This window comes from Bacteroides sp. An51A, from assembly GCF_002161565.1.
In the GTDB taxonomy this organism is placed as follows: Bacteria; Bacteroidota; Bacteroidia; order Bacteroidales; family Bacteroidaceae; genus Phocaeicola; species Phocaeicola intestinalis.
In genome coordinates this window covers 259,733-276,677 of record NZ_NFIC01000002.1, presented here as the reverse complement: position 1 = coordinate 276,677, position 16,945 = coordinate 259,733, and the positions used below count along the sequence as shown (strand labels likewise).

Annotated in this window: 17 protein-coding genes; 13 read left to right on the top strand and 4 right to left on the bottom strand. The window is 46.5% G+C overall.

The features are described from left to right. Positions 1–2 precede the first annotated feature (2 nt). Positions 3–299 carry a type II toxin-antitoxin system HigB family toxin gene (locus B5G04_RS04745; protein WP_022040155.1) on the bottom strand — a complete coding sequence of 99 codons (297 nt, stop codon included), beginning with the start codon at positions 297–299 and terminating at the stop codon, positions 3–5. Positions 300–448: 149 nt separating this feature from the next. Next, the gene (locus B5G04_RS04740; RefSeq protein ID WP_087396070.1) at positions 449–2,557 is read right to left on the bottom strand and encodes a glycoside hydrolase family 97 protein; all 2,109 of its coding nucleotides are present in this window, start codon (positions 2,555–2,557) and stop codon (positions 449–451) included. Between the two features lie 448 nt (positions 2,558–3,005). Between B5G04_RS04740 and B5G04_RS04735 the strand changes: the two genes are divergently transcribed. The 9 genes from B5G04_RS04735 (at position 3,006) to B5G04_RS04695 (ending at position 9,418) form a co-directional block, all read left to right on the top strand. After that, the gene (locus B5G04_RS04735) at positions 3,006–3,422 is read left to right on the top strand and encodes a DUF3836 domain-containing protein (protein WP_087396068.1); all 417 of its coding nucleotides are present in this window, start codon (positions 3,006–3,008) and stop codon (positions 3,420–3,422) included. 44 nt (positions 3,423–3,466) lie between these two features. Further along, on the top strand, positions 3,467–4,309 hold the full coding sequence (locus B5G04_RS04730; RefSeq protein WP_087396066.1) for a type II CAAX endopeptidase family protein: 843 nt from the start codon (positions 3,467–3,469) through the stop codon (positions 4,307–4,309). 12 nt (positions 4,310–4,321) lie between these two features. Continuing rightward, positions 4,322–4,936 carry a DUF2975 domain-containing protein gene (locus B5G04_RS04725; protein ID WP_022040151.1) on the top strand — a complete coding sequence of 205 codons (615 nt, stop codon included), beginning with the start codon at positions 4,322–4,324 and terminating at the stop codon, positions 4,934–4,936. 182 nt (positions 4,937–5,118) lie between these two features. After that, positions 5,119–5,763 carry a DUF2975 domain-containing protein gene (locus tag B5G04_RS04720; RefSeq protein ID WP_087396064.1) on the top strand — a complete coding sequence of 215 codons (645 nt, stop codon included), beginning with the start codon at positions 5,119–5,121 and terminating at the stop codon, positions 5,761–5,763. Positions 5,764–5,789: 26 nt separating this feature from the next. Then, a complete protein-coding gene (locus B5G04_RS04715; protein ID WP_087396062.1) occupies positions 5,790–6,440 on the top strand; it encodes a DUF2975 domain-containing protein in 651 nt (216 codons plus the stop codon). Positions 6,441–6,454: 14 nt separating this feature from the next. Beyond that, positions 6,455–6,907 (top strand): DUF2975 domain-containing protein, encoded by a 453-nt coding sequence (locus tag B5G04_RS04710; RefSeq protein ID WP_087396060.1) that lies wholly within the window; start codon positions 6,455–6,457, stop codon positions 6,905–6,907. A 13-nt stretch (positions 6,908–6,920) separates the two neighbouring features. Beyond that, positions 6,921–7,157, top strand: a complete 237-nt coding sequence (locus B5G04_RS04705) for a hypothetical protein (protein WP_143270427.1) — start codon at positions 6,921–6,923, stop codon at positions 7,155–7,157. A gap of 5 nt (positions 7,158–7,162) precedes the next feature. Beyond that, complete coding sequence (locus tag B5G04_RS04700; protein ID WP_013618101.1) at positions 7,163–7,372, top strand: helix-turn-helix transcriptional regulator; 210 nt, start codon at positions 7,163–7,165, stop codon at positions 7,370–7,372. 198 nt (positions 7,373–7,570) lie between these two features. Then, positions 7,571–9,418, top strand: coding sequence for a DEAD/DEAH box helicase (locus B5G04_RS04695; RefSeq protein ID WP_087396056.1), 1,848 nt, complete (start codon positions 7,571–7,573; stop codon positions 9,416–9,418). A 285-nt stretch (positions 9,419–9,703) separates the two neighbouring features. Here the strand turns inward: B5G04_RS04695 and B5G04_RS04690 are convergent, their stop codons facing one another. Together B5G04_RS04690 and ruvB are read right to left on the bottom strand one after the other, a co-directional pair. After that, on the bottom strand, positions 9,704–11,185 hold the full coding sequence (locus B5G04_RS04690; protein ID WP_087396054.1) for an oligosaccharide flippase family protein: 1,482 nt from the start codon (positions 11,183–11,185) through the stop codon (positions 9,704–9,706). A 96-nt stretch (positions 11,186–11,281) separates the two neighbouring features. Further along, positions 11,282–12,307, bottom strand: a complete 1,026-nt coding sequence (gene ruvB, locus B5G04_RS04685) for a Holliday junction branch migration DNA helicase RuvB (RefSeq protein ID WP_022040144.1) — start codon at positions 12,305–12,307, stop codon at positions 11,282–11,284. Positions 12,308–12,407: 100 nt separating this feature from the next. Between ruvB and B5G04_RS04680 the strand changes: the two genes are divergently transcribed. The 4 genes from B5G04_RS04680 (at position 12,408) to B5G04_RS04665 (ending at position 16,944) form a co-directional block, all read left to right on the top strand. Next, positions 12,408–13,193, top strand: a complete 786-nt coding sequence (locus B5G04_RS04680; protein ID WP_087396052.1) for a 4Fe-4S binding protein — start codon at positions 12,408–12,410, stop codon at positions 13,191–13,193. 151 nt (positions 13,194–13,344) lie between these two features. Further along, positions 13,345–14,490 (top strand): tRNA 2-thiouridine(34) synthase MnmA, encoded by a 1,146-nt coding sequence (gene mnmA, locus B5G04_RS04675; protein ID WP_087249026.1) that lies wholly within the window; start codon positions 13,345–13,347, stop codon positions 14,488–14,490. Between the two features lie 147 nt (positions 14,491–14,637). Beyond that, the gene (locus tag B5G04_RS04670; protein ID WP_087249024.1) at positions 14,638–15,744 is read left to right on the top strand and encodes an OmpA family protein; all 1,107 of its coding nucleotides are present in this window, start codon (positions 14,638–14,640) and stop codon (positions 15,742–15,744) included. 87 nt (positions 15,745–15,831) lie between these two features. Then, a complete protein-coding gene (locus B5G04_RS04665) occupies positions 15,832–16,944 on the top strand; it encodes a site-specific integrase (protein WP_087396050.1) in 1,113 nt (370 codons plus the stop codon). Position 16,945: the final 1 nt, after the last annotated feature.

The window sequence follows — 16,945 nt, the reverse complement described above, 5'->3', positions numbered from 1 at the left end:
GTTTAAATTTTAGAGCAATCAGCTATTTTGTCATATTCCGAATGTGTCCCAATGAAACGGATATAAACAAACTTTATCGTGAATTTTATTACTACAATCAGCCTGTAATTATTACCTTTGATATTGAATACGTAATGCTGGTTGCCTACGTTATCCACACTGTTAAACGATTTCTTTACATCGGCAAAACACGTCCATTGGCTCTTCTTGACTATAGTGGCCCATTCTTGCAAAGCCACTTTCGCATCGGGATGAGTCTCCGAATACTCTTTTATCGCCTGTTCTGTAAATATTCTCATTGGGTCGTTTGATTATCACAGCACAAAGATAGGAAAAGAGTTCTGATTTTCAAAACAATATTTTGATATTTATAATTATGCTATAAAAATAGCGGTACCCCGAAAGATACCGCTATATGCAACTCGGTGTTTCCGTGTTCTATTTTTAATTACAGCTCCTTAATGCTGATAGCCACACCGCCGCTGGGCGCGAGGCGTTGCTTCAGCACGGTCTTGCTGGAGACTTTCTTGGTGGAGATGATGTAGTCTTGCGGATTGGTACGCCAGTCTGCCTTTTTGCCGTCGGCATAAATGGTGGCTTCGTATTTCTTGCCTTCGGGCAGGAAGCTGAGGTCGATGACGGCTTCGCGCGCATTCTCGTCAGTGATGCCGCCGATGTACCATTCGTTCTTGCCTTTCGCCTTGCGGGCAATGGTGATGTAGTCGCCCGGTTCGGCTTCCAGGATGTAGGTATTGTCCCAGTCTACCGCCACGTCTTTGATGAACTGGAAGGCATCAAGGTGTTTCTCGTAGCTTTGGTACAGGTCGGCTGCCATCTGGAGCGGGCTGTACATCGTGACGTAGAGGGCAAGTTGTTTTACCAACGTGGTGCTCAGCTTCGCCTGGTTCGATCCGTATTGCGAAAGGTCTCCCTCGAAGATACCCGGCGTATAGTCCATCGGACCGCCCATCAGGCGGGTAAACGGCAGGATGGTGGTGTGGTCGGGGCGGTTTCCTTTGAAGGATTCGAACTCGGTGCCGCGTGCCGACTCTTGCGCAATCCAGTTGGGATAGGTGCGGCATAAGCCTGTCGGGCGGACGGCTTCGTGCGAGTTGACCATAATCTTATATTGTGCAGCCGTTTTCGCCACGCGGAGATAATGGTTCACCATCCATTGTCCGTCGTGGTGCTCGCTGCGCGGGATGATGCCACCTACGTAGCCCGTCTTTACGGCATCGTATCCGTATTTGTTCATAAAGCGGAAGGCGTCGTGCATCTGGCGTTCGTAGTCGGCTACCGATGAGGTGGTTTCGTGGTGCATGATGATTTTCACGCCTTTCTCCTGTGCGTAGCGTTGCAGTTCAGCCACGTCGAAGTCGGGGTAGGGTTTGTCGAAATCGTAAATGAATTCCTTGCTGTAAGCATAGTTGTCTTCCCAGCCTTCGTTCCAGCCTTCCACCAATACGGCGTCAAACCCGTGTTTCGCTGCAAAGTCGATGTATTCCTTCACGTGTGCCGTGTTGGCTCCGTGGTGTCCGTTGGGTTTCAGCTTCGTATAATCGGTCTTGCCGATAACGATGTCCTGCGTGTCGGTATATGCCCACGTAGAGTCTTGCCCCGTGAAGTATTCCCACCATACGCCGACATACTTCGTAGGATGAATCCACGAGGTATCCGCCAGCTTGCAAGGTTCGTTCAGGTTCAAGATGAGGCTGGAAGCCAAGATGTCGCGGGCATCGTCGCTTACTACGATGGTACGCCACGGCGTAACGCTTCCGGTATGCACGTAGGCTTTCGTGCCGTTGCGGTCGGGAGTGAGGTGCGTGCTGAGTACGAAGCCTTTGTCGTCCAGATTCAGCTGCATGGCAGGATAGTTCACCAGTGCGGCTTCGTGGATATTGATGTATAACCCTTCAGCCGATTTCAGCATCAACGACGATTGTACGGCAAGGTTCGGGGTAGCCGAACGGATGGCGAGCGGTTCCTGGCGCACGCTGTCAATCAGGCTTGCCACTTCCGAGAGTTTCGAAGTCGTAGTGGGATATTCGTTCGTATCATAGTCTCCCGGAAGCCAGAACGCCTTATGGTCACCGGTCAGGCGGAATTCGGTCTCTTCTTCGTTCACCGTAAAGTGGCGCAGTTCTTTCTGCACCGGGAACTCATAGCGGAATCCCAGCCCGTCATTGAACAGACGGAAACGGAGGTTCAGCAGCCAGCCCGTTCCGTTTTGCTTCATGGCGATGAACAATTCGTTATGGTGGTCGCGGATTTCACTGTATTGTCCCCATACGGGCTTCCAGGTAGTGTTGCTTTCCGAAGTTTGTGTATCGGTCACCGTAAAGTTGCGGTCGAATTGATAATCGGGACGCACGCTGAATCCCAATTTGCTCTCCTTGATGACGTCTTTTCCTTTGTATTGCAAGGAATAGACCGGTGTGCCTTCAGCCGAAAGGCGGAACTGCAGGGTCAGGTTTCCGTCCGGCGATTTCAGTGTCTGTGCAAACATTGTTCCTGCCCAGACAAGCAGGAACAGGCAGATCATGCTTAGTCGTTTCATAGAATGGTATGTTTTTTAGGTAAAGATTACTCCTTAATTATATAATATGGCACAGCCCATGCGGAAGCCCGCAAGATGCCTATTGATTTATCTCCTTGCGTGACCGCCCGCATTGCCTTCCGCAACCGCCCGTGTAGACCAACGTAACCGCTTACGTCAGCCTACACGGGCGGCCGCGTTTTTAACGTTTGGCTATGCCGCTATATATAAAGAACAACCGAAAGTCCTGTTCCACTTATGCCTTTCGGAATAAAAAACAAGCCTTGTTATCCCCTATAGAAGGCGTTATAACCGCATTTCATTAAAAAATTATCGTTTTTCGATAAATTTTTCTCGAAAATCTTTGGTAGTATAAAAATAATGCGTACATTTGCATATCGATAAACGATAAATAATTATCGAATAGAGAACAAAACAAGATTAATAAAAACATTAAAGACATACGATTATGAAAAAGACATTTGTTACCAAAGCTATCGCCGCTATCTTCGCAACCGCTATGATGAGTTTTACAACCGCTACCGAAGCCAGTGCACAGAACACTTTTGTTTACGGACAAGACGGAAACACAATGACCGTTTCTACGCTGAATGCCGATGGCATCTCGATTACGCCGAAGCTGAAATACGAATACCAATACGATGCCAACGGGAACCTGGCGGAAAAGAAAGCCTATCGCTGGAATGCCGATAACCGTTCGTGGCAACCCGCTTACCTGCTGAATTACCTTCCTGGCGACGGTATCTACCTGATTGACTATGCTGAATACGACAAGGCTTCGGGCGCGTTTACGCAAAACATCCAGACCAGCATCTATTACCAGCAAGCCGAAAACGGTATGTTATTGACCGACATTCAGAGATAATCCACTTGATTCATTCACCTATTAATATATAAGGAGATACAACTATGGGACGCGTTATTAAACTGGTTATTTATTATTTCTTATACAACTTGGTTTTTATGGGCGTTGTGTTCGGGGTCTATGGATTTGTTAATCATACTTCCGATATGCCGCAAAGTGGTCCTGTTTACTTTAACCTCTCGATGTGGGTGCAGCTGTTTGCTACATTAGCTTTAGGTATTCATCTGTTGGCTTGGAAGTATGTGACCCGCAAAGATTTAAGTTTTGATTTCCCGAACACGGCTAAGGTGCTGCTTGCTTCCGTTATACTTAGTGTAGGCATGGGACTTTGGACAAATTATTTGACCGAGCTGACCGAATTGCCCAATGTCATGGAAGACCTCTTCAATAAAATGATGTATAACCCGTTGGGCGTTATCTCCATCGTCGTAATGGCTCCCATTGTGGAAGAACTTTTGTTCCGCGGAGGAATGCAAGGCCACTTGTTACGCAAATGGAAGAATCCCGCCTGGGCGATTCTGGTGTCTGCCCTTATCTTCGGTATCGTACATGGCAATCCCGTGCAAATGTTTTTCGCTTCCATCCTGGGATTGGTACTGGGCTGGGTATATTACCGCACCGGAAGCCTGTTGCCCTGCATGTTGATGCACTTTATCAATAACGGTACCTCAGTATTGCTCTTCCACCTGTCGGGAGGGGAAGACGAAACCATGACCGAAGCCTTGGGCACGACCGGAGCCGTCTGCCTTGCCCTTGTGGGTGTAGCATTGACCGTATGGAGCATCTGGTACATCAAGACCCGCTTGATTCCGAATCAGATAGCATGGAAAGAAACGCCCGCTCCGGCAGAAGAAGTGATTGCATCAGAGAATAAAGAACAAGCCTAATTCATCACGCTTATGAAAACCGTACGCATTTTAGGAATTATCGTGATACTGGCACTGATAGGAGGTGCTCTTAAAGATGCCATTCCCGGATTTATAGACGGGTGGAACGATGCCGAAGCCGATTCCCAACTGGTTCTGCCTGCCGACTTTAATTCGGTGTCTTTATCGGTAGAAGGATATAAAGACGGGGTTCCCGATAGCCTGTTCAACCGGGCTATGCAAGCCAATGTGCCCTGCGAAGTAAATGGGGTGAACACCTACGTGAAGCATAATTCATGGGTGCATGCCATGGGCTTTGTGATTCTACCTGTTATATTGCTCGTCTTTTATGGAGTTTATTGCTTGATACGCTTGTTGGTATCGGTAAGCCGGGGAGAAATATTGATTCGGAAGAACATACGCCGCCTGCGTTTCTTCATTTATCCGATAATGGCATTCTCTGCCTTGTACGAACTTCAGAACTATATCCTTTATCGGATTGCCACCAGCGAGCTGGTATCTTCCGGGTATGTGTTCGATGAGTTCCATTTGAAATATTCGTGGACTTTCATGTTGGTGATTGCCCTCTTGACCGAGATTTTCGCCCAAGCGGTACGCATCAAAGAAGAGAACGATTTAACCATATAAATAAACACTTCCGTTCGGCCTGTTTGCTTGCCTTGAAAAGTAATATATACTTCATCGCCAGTTTCAGTACTACTGAAACTCCCATAGAAGATATATTCAATGGCAAACACAGATATATTCGTTTGCGGAGGCATGTAAATAGGCTATAACGGGAATTTGAACAGCATTAAATAGTATATCTTATGAAATACATCAGCCTTTTAGGAATCATCACCATTATCGCCCTTTGCACGGAGTTCGTTTTACAGATGTCTGGCGGAGATGCAATAGAAAGCTTTAATGCCGGACGTGAAACCGGAGCACAACAAGCGGAAAGTGGTGCAAGTTATGTCCATTCTTTCCTTCTTCCCGTAAAAGCCAAAGTCATTCCCGAAGGAATGGAGGGTGAAGCCACCTTGCAACTTGCGGATGGGACAAAGACCGTGCCCTATAGTATTGCCGAAGTAAAATGCGAGGTGCGCCCCAGCTGGTTCATTGCGATAGCTCTTACCTTCGGCTCTTTCTTTGTTGCCCTTATCGGCATCTATTCCATTTATTGCCTGATCCGCTTGTTGATACGTGTGGCGAAACGTGATATTTTTTCCCGTCGCAAGGTATACTGGATACGCTGGTTCGCCTATGTTAATGCCGGAATTTACCTGGGATTGATGCTCTTCGAATGGTTATTGGAGCGCGATGCGGTAAGCCAGCTTCGCATTCCGGGCTATCAGGTCATCGGTATCGAACATACCGTTTACGATTTCAGTTTCTTCTTTGTCATCGTCTTGCTGGCAGAAGTCTATGCCGTAGCGGTAAAGATTAAGGAAGAACAGGATTTAACCATCTAATTACACATTGCAAATTATTACGCCTTATGAAAAAAAGACTAAACCTCATCTGCTTGGGAATTGTGCTCGCCGTTCTTGTCTCCATGTCCTTCTTGTTCAGCACATTCTATTACGGTTTCAAGGCAGGGATTGACGCTTACGAACAAGGAGCGGCGGGAGTGGAAAAGCTTGACGTGACTTACAAGATAATTGGCACGATGCCGACCGATGTCATCACCAACGAAACCGCTACGGCTATCAACGAGAAAGACGGTTCCACCGTATCTATTCTTCCTTTTATCAGCATGATAGGAATTCCGAACGAAAAAGCGGATGCTACCGATTCCATATTCCTTTCATTGCTGGACTGGATGGTGATAATATGTTGCATTTATGCCATAGTCCAATTCGTCAAAATGATTCGGAACATCCACCGCAACATCATTTTCGATTGGGCGAACGTGAAACGCCTGCGCCGGTTGGGCTTTTCGCTTATCCTCTGCTTCTGTTGCTCGTTGGTGACATTCGCCATCAACAATCATTTAGTCTCTCAAGTGATAAGTTTGAAGGATTGTGACTTTTCCATTGCTTTCCAGTTTTCAGACCCGACATTGCTCATCGGCTTCACCTCCCTGCTGTTCGCCGAGATTTTTGCAATCGGGTTAAGGCTGAAAGAAGAGAATGATTTAACCATCTAAAAAACGGACCGCTTATGAAAACAAAACCCGATAAACAATTGGTGCAATATTGCGAAGCGCTGATGGTGCTTTCTGTCTTTAGCGCAACATGCTTTGGCGTATCGAACATTTTCCCAATCTGCTACGAGTTGGGCAAAGACGCAAGTGACACATTCATCTGGTTTGCCTTGGTGCAAGGCATAAAGGCATACGCGATGTTCTTCATCGCCGTCCTGACCTACTTTCTGGTACGCAACGTACGGAACGGATCGGTCTTTACTTCCGCCAACCAGCGCATCCTGCTTGCCATTGGCGGCTCGACCGTTATTTCCGGCGCGCTTATCAATGCTATTATCAACTGTTCTCCCCTTGAGATGCCGACCGATACCAGCCTGTTGCTCATCATCATCGGATTGTTCATCGTCCTTGTCTCGCTGATGTTCAAGATAGGCATCCGCATGCAAGAGGAACAAGACCTTACCGTTTAAACTCATTATGCTTATGAAACCGAAAAGCAACTATACCCGAGTAATGGCAGGATTTTACATCTTCCTGTGCCTTATCGCCTCGATGATTGTAGGCGAACTCATCTATTTTTTAGCGATAGTCCCATTGGTGCCCAAGCAGACTTGGCTTCCGCTCATGAATGTGGCTTGGGTTTATCTTGTGGTTACTGTCTGTTACAAACTGACCCGCCGTTATACCAAATGGTGGAAGAAACTGGAAAATAAACAATAATGCCTATGCCGATAATAGTAAATCTTGATGTGATGATGGCGAAACGGAAGATTTCGCTGGGAGAGCTTGCCGAACGGATTGACCTGACACCGGCAAACCTTTCTATCCTGAAGACAGGAAAAGCCAAAGCGGTGCGCTTCTCTACGCTGGAAGCCATCTGCAAGGAACTGAATTGCCAGCCCGGCGACATACTGGAATACCAAGCGGAAGAATAACCGATATTCACCACAGAGGTCACAGAGTATCACGGAGGAATAAAAAATGAAAACCCTGTGTGCCTCTGTGTCCCTCTGTGGTGAAATAGCAACAGCAAGACACTTTCCTTCCTTTTTGTCAGCAAAAAAACGGGCAAACATACGTATATATCGTTAATTCTCTGTATCTTTGCAGCCGAATTAGACAGTTATAGATAAATGAAGACATTTGAAGAACTTGGCGTAGCTCCCGAAATACGCAAAGCGATTGAAGAAATGGGTTACGAGAACCCGATGCCCGTACAAGAAGAAGTAATCCCTTACCTGTTGGGAAACGGGAACGATGTAGTGGCTCTGGCACAGACCGGAACCGGAAAAACAGCCGCATTTGGTTTGCCGCTGATACAGAAAATTGACGTTAGCAACCGCGTGCCTCAGGCATTGATACTCTGCCCTACACGCGAACTCTGCCTGCAGATAGCAGGTGACCTGAATGACTATTCGAAGTATATCACCGACCTGAAGATAATACCCGTTTACGGAGGTTCGTCTATCGAGAGCCAAATCAAAAGCCTGAAGAAAGGCGTACATATCATTGTTGCCACTCCGGGACGTCTTATCGACCTGATAGAACGTAAAGTGGCGAAACTGGAAACCATCCGTGACGTAGTGATGGATGAAGCCGACGAAATGTTGAACATGGGCTTTACCGACAGCATCAACGCTATCTTGGAAAAGGTGCCCGAAGACCGCAATACCTTGATGTTCTCGGCTACGATGAGTCCGGAAATCTCACGCATTGCCAAGACCTACCTGCGTGACGCAAAGGAAATCACCATCGGCACGAAGAACGAAGGTACGAAGAACGTGCATCACGTGGCTTACATCGTGCATGCCAAAGACAAATACCTTGCCCTGAAACGTGTGGTAGACTTCTATCCGATGATTTACGGCATCATCTTCTGCCGTACCCGGTTGGAAACGCAGGAGATTGCCGACAAGCTGATACAAGACGGCTATAACGCCGACTCGTTGCACGGTGAACTGAGCCAGGCGCAACGTGACCTGGTGATGCAGAAGTTCCGCCAGCGTCATTTGCAATTGCTGGTTGCTACGGATGTGGCTGCCCGCGGACTGGACGTGAACGACCTGACCCACGTCATCAACTATGGCTTGCCCGATGATGTGGAAAGCTATACCCACCGAAGCGGACGTACGGGACGTGCCGGCAAGACGGGTATCTCTATCGCCATCATGAACCTGCGCGAAAAAGGTAAGATGAAGCAGATAGAACGCATCTTGAACAAGAAGTTCAGTGTTGAGACCTTGCCTACGGGACAAGCCATCTGCGAACAGCAGCTGATTAAGCTGGTAGACGATATCGAAAAGGTAAAGGTGGACGAAGAAGAAATCGAAGCATTCTTGCCGGGCATCTACCGCAAACTGGAATGGCTGAGCAAGGAAGACCTTATCAAACGCGTTGTTTCGATGGAGTTCAACCGCTTCCTGGACTATTACAAGAATGCACCGGAAATAGACCAGCCCAGTGCCAACGAAAAAGGAAAAGACAAGAAAGAGAAGAAAAAAGGAGAACGTCCGGAGCGCAGAGAGCGTTCGCGCAAAGCCGAAAAGGGTTATACGCGCTTGTTCATCAACTTAGGCAAGACCGACGGTTTCTTCCCCAATCAGGTTATCGAACTCATCAACCGTAACTTGAAGAAAGAGCGTATCGAAGTAGGACGCATCGACCTGATGCAGAATTTCTCGTTCTTCGAAGTGATTGAGGCACAAGCACCGAAAGTGGTAAGAGCCTTGAACAAGACGACTTACAACGGACGCAAAGTCGTAGTAGAAGTGGCAGAAGAAAACGAAGGCAAAAGCGATAAGAGTGGAAAGAAACGCTCCAAGGAAACAAAAAAAGTAAAAGCCGACCGTAACGGGGAGCGGACTGCACGTGCACCGAAACAGGAAGACGACTGGCGTCAGTTTTTCCAAGAAGACGGATTCTCGGATGTAGACTTTGGCGGAATGCCTGAGTGGGTAAAAAAGAAAAAGAAACGGAAATAACTTGATAACAAATCCTAACGAATAAAGGATGTGCCTAACAGTACATCCTTTATTCGTTAGGATTTATTTGAGAAGTTGGAAACTGTTTTGAATTTCTCCAAAAAGTTTTTCTCGTCTTGAGATTCGTTTTCGTGTGTGCTTTGGGCGATTCTTTGGATTCTTTCCGTTTCTGTCCTTCGCCAGATAGCCCGCTATCTGTTGATGCTTATAACACAGCATGCACAAATCTATACCGTACAGATATAGCCTGATGACGGTTGGGCAAAAACAGGAAGAAATAACTGCTTATCTTAATTTTTTTATTCTCAACCCCTTCAACAAGTCTTTTTTTACGATATAACCCGCAAAGCACAACAACAAAAGGGTATGAAACACCAGTCGCCAGATAATGTTTGTAATTGTCATTTCCCGCGCAATAATGTACAATACAGCGGCAAAAACCAGATAAACCGTCATGTCTTTCAACGGATAAACTACGGGGTATTTCTTCTGTCCTATCACATAGGAAAGTAAGGTAATAAGCCCGTATCCTGCCACCGAAGCCCAGGCGGAAGCCACATAGCCATATTGCGGAACCAGCCAGATGTTTAATATCAGGATAACGGCACAACCGATGATGGAGAAATAAGCCCCCCACTTTGTCTCATCGGTCAACTTGTACCAGAACGACAGGTTGAAATAAATGCCTTTCAAGATTTCCGCTCCCATCACAATTGCCACGACACCCAGTCCTTCCCAATAGTCGGGTGCAATGAGATAGCGCAAAATGTCCATGTAGAACATTACCGCAAGAAAAGCCAGAAGCGAGAAGATAAAGAAGTATTTCATTGCCTTGGCGTACATTTCCCGGTTATCTCCTTCCTTATTCTTGCCAAAGACAAAAGGCTCGTAAGCATAGCGGAAGGCTTGTGTAAACATTGCCATGACCATCGCCACCTTACTTGTCGCACTATAGATGCCCAGCTGCACCAAACCTTCTTGCCGGTCATCGAACAAGAATGGATAAATCATCTTGTCTACCGTTTGGTTTAAAATACCTACTAACCCGAATATCAGGATAGGGAATGAATAACTCACCATTTGCTTCATCAACGGACGGTCCAACCGGTAGGAAAAGCCTCTGAGTTCGGGGATAAAGAAGAACATCTGCACCGCCGACATGATAAGGTTGGATACGAAAATGTAACCCACCAGATAATCGGGCCGGTAGAACCAGCTGATTGTTTCGGGCGATACCTTATATATATAGGGGCATAACAAGAGGAAGAAAAGGTTCAGCACGATATTCCCGATGATGTTGAACAACTTGATGGCAGCAAACTTCATCGGTTTCTTCTGATAGCGCAAATAGGCGAAAGGGATGCACTGGAACGAATCGAGTGCCACTACAATCACCATCATGGCGATATAGTCAGGATGGTCGGGGTATTCCAGAAAGGCAGATAACGGATGGATGAACGCAAGGCAAAGCGCGACAAACAACAGAGATAATCCGCCCACAAACAACAGCGCATTGGCATACACATGTTTCGGGTCGGCATCGGTCTTGTTGGCAAAGCGGAAGAACCCTGTTTCCATGCCGAAAGTCAGCAATACCAATATCAGTGCCGTATAGGCATATACGTTCGACACTACGCCATAACCGCCCGATACAGCCGGGATGACCGCCGTATAGAGAGGCACCAGCAAATAATTCAAAAACCGTCCGACAATGCTGCTCAGTCCGTAGATTGCCGTATCTTTAGCCAATGATTTCAGTCCAGCCATAGATGTCAATTAGTTTGTAATCATGCGCTCGTTTTATATTCACCACAGAGGACACGGAGAGATATTTTATTTCCTCTGTGGTGAAATCAAACACGCTCAATCGAATAATGTTTTTTGTTCATTCCACCGGCTTCTGCCCAGATGCTGGTATGCCAGTTCGGTCACTTCCCGTCCGCGGGGTGTACGCTTCAAGAAGCCTTCCTTGATAAGAAAGGGTTCGTATACTTCTTCTATCGTGCCGGGGTCTTCTCCCAATGCCGTGGCAATGGTGGTCAATCCTACGGGACCGCCCCGGAACTTGTCGATGATGGTGCAAAGCAACTTGTTGTCTATCTGGTCCAAGCCGTAACGGTCTATGTTCAATGCCTCCAATGCGAACTGGGCAATCTTCAAGTCGATGCGTCCGGAGCCTTTCACTTGCGCGAAATCACGCACCCGCCGGAGCAAAGCGTTGGCGATACGGGGCGTTCCGCGGCTTCGCGAGGCAATCTCTCCAGCCGCTTCCGTATCACAAGGCACCCCCAGAATCTTTGCCGAGCGCAAGATGATTTTGGTCAGCGTGCTGTCTTCGTAGTATTCCAAGTGCAAGTTGATGCCGAAGCGTGCCCGCAACGGTGCGGTCAGCAAGCCGCTTCGGGTCGTTGCTCCTACCAGGGTGAACGGGTTTAAGTCAAGCTGGATGCTGCGTGCCGACGGGCCTTTGTCTATCATGATGTCTATCCGGTAGTCTTCCATTGCCGAATACAGGTATTCTTCCACGACCGGACTCAAGCGGTGTATTTCGTCGATAAACAATACATCGTTCGGTTCCAGGCTGGTCAGGACTCCCGCCAGGTCGCCGGGCTTGTCCAGTACCGGACCGGATGTGACACGGAACCCTACGCCCAGTTCATTGGCAATGATGTTGCTCAGTGTAGTCTTCCCCAGTCCGGGAGGGCCGTGCAGCAATACATGGTCAAGCGCCTCGGCACGAAGCCGTGCCGCCTTTACAAAAATACGCAGGTTATCCACCACCTTATCTTGCCCGCTAAAGTCTTCAAACTGAAGCGGACGCAGCGCGTTCTCGAAATCACGCTCCTTTCCGGTAGGCTTATAATCGCGTATGTCGAACTGTTCTTCCATAATTTTCTTTCTGAATCTCATGCAAAGGTAATGAATAATCTGAGTTATTTTATTACTTTTGTATTATTTCAGGTGACAAGTTAACTAATCAATTAACAATATGACTACATTTCAAACAACCCACATTGTTTATTTCTCGCCGACACATACCACAGAGAAAATAGCCCGTGCCATTGCCGAAGGCATCGGAATGGAAAGACGCATCGAAACCGACCTTACATTGGATGAATCTGTCTCTGCCATCGAAATCAATCATTCGCTGACCATACTTGCCACACCTGTCTACAAAGGACGTGTGGCACCTGTCGCCTTGCAACGCATGAAACGTCTGAAAGCCAGCGGCTCACCGGTAATATTGGTCGTCGTTTATGGCAACCGTGACTATGAAGACGCACTGGTAGAATTGCGGGATATGGCTATCGAATTGGGATTTACGCCTCTGTCCGCAGGTGCTTTTATCGGAGAGCACAGCTACAGCACGCCGCAACGGCCGATAGCAGCAGGCAGACCCGATGCCGATGATTTGTACCAGGCAATACAGTTCGGCAAAGACAGTTTGTCGAAGCTGGAACGAACAAATCTGCCGGTCCCTGCGTTTTATATCAAGGGGAATGTTCCATATAAACCTTTTATTACAGGAACACCTTCGGCTCCGGTCTGTAACGAAAACTGTTTTGTATGCGGAGAATGTGTGGAAGTATGTCCTACCCATGCTATCCGTATCAGTCCGGACGGTACCAGCATCGAGACTGATGTGAATCGCTGCATCCGTTGTTGTGCTTGCGTAAAAGTTTGCCCGAACGGAGCACGTGTTTACGATAACCCCTTTGCTGCATTCCTGCATGAAAACTTCAGCGCAAGGCGTGAACCGGAATTGTTCCTATAAGCAGACGCCTGTGCAGATAGGTGCGATGACAGGTGGAAATAGTTGGAACGTCCGTTGCATATATAATCAAAAAACATCCGCTTCCGGCTTCTGACGGAGAGAAGCGGGGTATAACTCCTTAACTCCTTTAACTTCTAAAAAAGAACAAAATATGACAAAAGACAAACGGGTATTGGTGGGAATGAGCGGAGGCATAGACAGCTCTGCTACCTGCATCATGTTGCAAGAGCAAGGATATGAAGTGGTAGGTGTTACCATGCGCACATGGGACATCCCCTCACATTTTTCTTCCCCCGATCAGGAACAACCCAATGAAATAATCGAAGCACAACACGTGGCTGCCCGTTTGGGTATCGAGCATCATGTCGCAGACGTGCGGGAAGAATTTCGAAAAGTCATCGTACAATACTTTATAGATGAATACATGAAAGGACGTACGCCCAATCCTTGTGTGCTTTGCAATCCATTATTCAAAGAACGCATCTTGTGCGAATGGGCCGACCGTACCGGTTGTCAATGGATTGCTACAGGTCACTATTGCCGGTTGGAAGACCGGAATGGATTGCGTTACATCATTACAGGAGACGATCCGGTGAAAGACCAGTCGTATTTCCTTTGGAAGTTGCCGCAATCGATTTTAAAACGTATGCTGGTTCCTTTGGGTGGAATGACTAAGGAAGAAGTGCGCAATTATCTTGCCGGCAAAGGATTCGAAGCTAAGGCACGTGGTGGGGAAAGTATGGAGATTTGTTTTATCGACAGAGATTACCGAGAGTTTCTGCGCGAGCATTGTCCCGATATTGACGAAAAGATAGGGCCAGGATGGTTTGTCGATAGCAAAGGAATGAAATTAGGACAGCACCAAGGGTTTGCTTATTATACAATCGGCCAGCGTAGGGGATTAGGAATCGCACTGGGCGAACCTGCATATGTATTGAAGATCAATCCGGAAAAGAATACGGTAATGCTGGGAAACGTTGAACAGCTAAAGACGGAATACATGCTGGTAGAATCGCCCGAAACTCCCGATTTAGACGAGTTGCTTGCCTGCCCGGATTTATCTGTACGTATCCGTTACCGGAGTCGTCCGATACCTTGCCAGGTAATCCTGTTGGATAACGGTTGCCTGTTGGTAAAATTCAATACCGAAGCCTCAGCTATCACGCCGGGACAATCTGCTGTGTTTTATGATGCCAACCGGGTATTAGGCGGAGGGTTCATCGCATCGCAACAAGGAATCCGAAAGATTTCGGCGGAAAATAGTTATAAATTTGATAAAAAGAACGGACAGATATGAAACAAAAGAAACTTTCTGTTTGTTTCCTATGTTAAAGAAAGACGATTAAATTTATAAAAAGCACCCCAAAAAAGTGCAAGCTATGCTTTTTTTTTATATCTTTACTTTCGGTAAGCAATATCTGTATAACACAAAAATAAAAAGATTATGAAACTAAGAAGAAACCTTACCGCACTCGTACTTGGATTAAGCACGATTGCAGCGTTTGCCCAAAGCGGCAACACAGAGACACGCCAGATTAAAGAAGAAGGCAAAACCGTATTTAACCCGCACTGGTTTATGCAGGTTCAGGCCGGAGCCTCACACACCGTAGGAGAAGCCAAATTCGGAGATCTGATTTCTCCGGCAGCTGCACTGAATGTCGGATATCAGTTTACCCCCTTATGGGGATTGCGTGCCGGTCTGAGTGGCTGGGAAGCTAAAGGTGCGTGGGTAAGCCCTGAAACTATTTACAAGTATAATTATTTGCAGGGAAATGTAGATGCTACACTTGACTTAAGTAATCTGTTCTGCGGTTACAATCCGACACGTTTCTTCAACGCGTATTTGTTCGGCGGTATTGGTGTGAACGGAGCATTCAACAACGATGAAGCCGTAGCCTTGAACGATGCCGGACACCGCTTGGAATATCTGTGGCGCGACAGCAAAGTAAATGTCGTAGGCCGTTTCGGCTTGGGCACGAACTTACGCATCAGCGACCATGTATTCTTCAACATCGAAGTGAATGCCAACACGATGTCTGATAAATACAATTCGAAGAAGGCAGGTAATTCCGACTGGCAGTTCAATGCTTTAGCTGGATTTACATTCAAATTCGGAAAAACTTATACAAAGACAGAACCTGTTTACTACGAGCCGACTCCTGTTCCTCCAACCCCAGAACCTGTAGTAGAAGAAAAGAAAGAAGAACCGGCTCCCGAACCTGTCGTTGTTCAACCGATGAAACAGAATATTTATTTTGTTATCAATTCATCCGAAATCCGCAATTCAGAACAGAGCAAAGTCAGTGCTCTTGCCGCTTACCTGAAAGAACACACTGACGCAAAAGTTTCATTGTGCGGATACGCTGACAAGAATACTGGAAATGCACGTATCAACAAGAAGTTATCAAAAGAACGTGCAGAAGCTGTAGCAGAAGCATTGAAAGCGCAAGGCATTTCGGCAGACCGTATTACCGTTGATTATAAAGGTGATACCGTACAGCCGTTCTCTACTATGGAAGAAAACCGTGTGACGGTTTGTATTGCCGAATAAAAACTATTCATTTTCTTAATTAGACTGTATCCTGTAGAAGTTATTACCTTTCTACAGGATACAGTTTTTTTATACTTGCAGTAAGTCATGGGAATCTTATTGTGTAAAAGAAAACTGAAAAATGGGCGCATTTCGCTCTATTTGGACTGTAATGTTGAAGGAAAACGTTATAAAGAGAACCTGGGCATCACCCTAGAAGCACCTGTAAGCAAGGAAATACGTCAGGCAAATTGTGCCAAATTGCAATTGGCTAAACTTTTACGTGCACAACGTGAAATCGATTATCTCCACAATCACTATTGGTCGAAACTGCCTCCATTATTTCACTCTCAGGTTAGAGAAGATGAAACGGCAGGCGAACCTTTACCCGACTTTTTCCTTGTATCGATAGGATACCTTAATATTTATCAGCCCAAAGATAGCCGTATGGTACAGGCTGCATTTTCATACCTCCGTCAGTTTCATCCTGCTTCTTTGCCTGTGAACCATATTACACATAGCTTTTGTACACGGTTCTTTCGCTTTTTACAAGAAAGATTGCATGGCAATACACCTGTCAATTACTTCAAGAAATTCAAAATGTGTCTGGATTATTGCGTAGAAGAAAACCTTCTGCCCTCTAATCCGGCAAAAGGCATCCGGCTACCTCAATATAACGATGTGACTAAACAGATTTTGTCGCCTAAAGAACTGGTAAAACTTACTCTCACACCTTGTCGCAATCCGGAAGTGAAACGGGCTTTCCTGTTTTCGTGCCAAAGCGGATTGCGTTGGTGCGATATACAAGAATTGTGTTATAAGAATATAGACTTTGCACAACGCCATCTGATGTTGGTTCAAAAAAAAGTTGCAGGTCATTCACAAAAGCCTGTCTTGCATATCTATCTGAATGAAAATGCCATGAAACTGTTGCAGGAATCACAAGGTACTCCCGATGATTTCATTTTTCATCTTCCTTCCCATTCATATAGCTTGCGTATCATCAATGAATGGACCAGGCGTGCCGGATTGCGCAAACATATTTCTTTCCATTGTGCCCGCCATACCTTTATTACTTCCATTATGGCCAGGGGAGCAAGCATCAAGACAGCAGCTTCTTTGGCTGGACATTCCAGTACCAGGCATACGGAAAAATATATACACATCATCGATCAGCAGAAACAACAAGCGGTAGAAAGTCTTCCTAATCTTCCACTTTAAA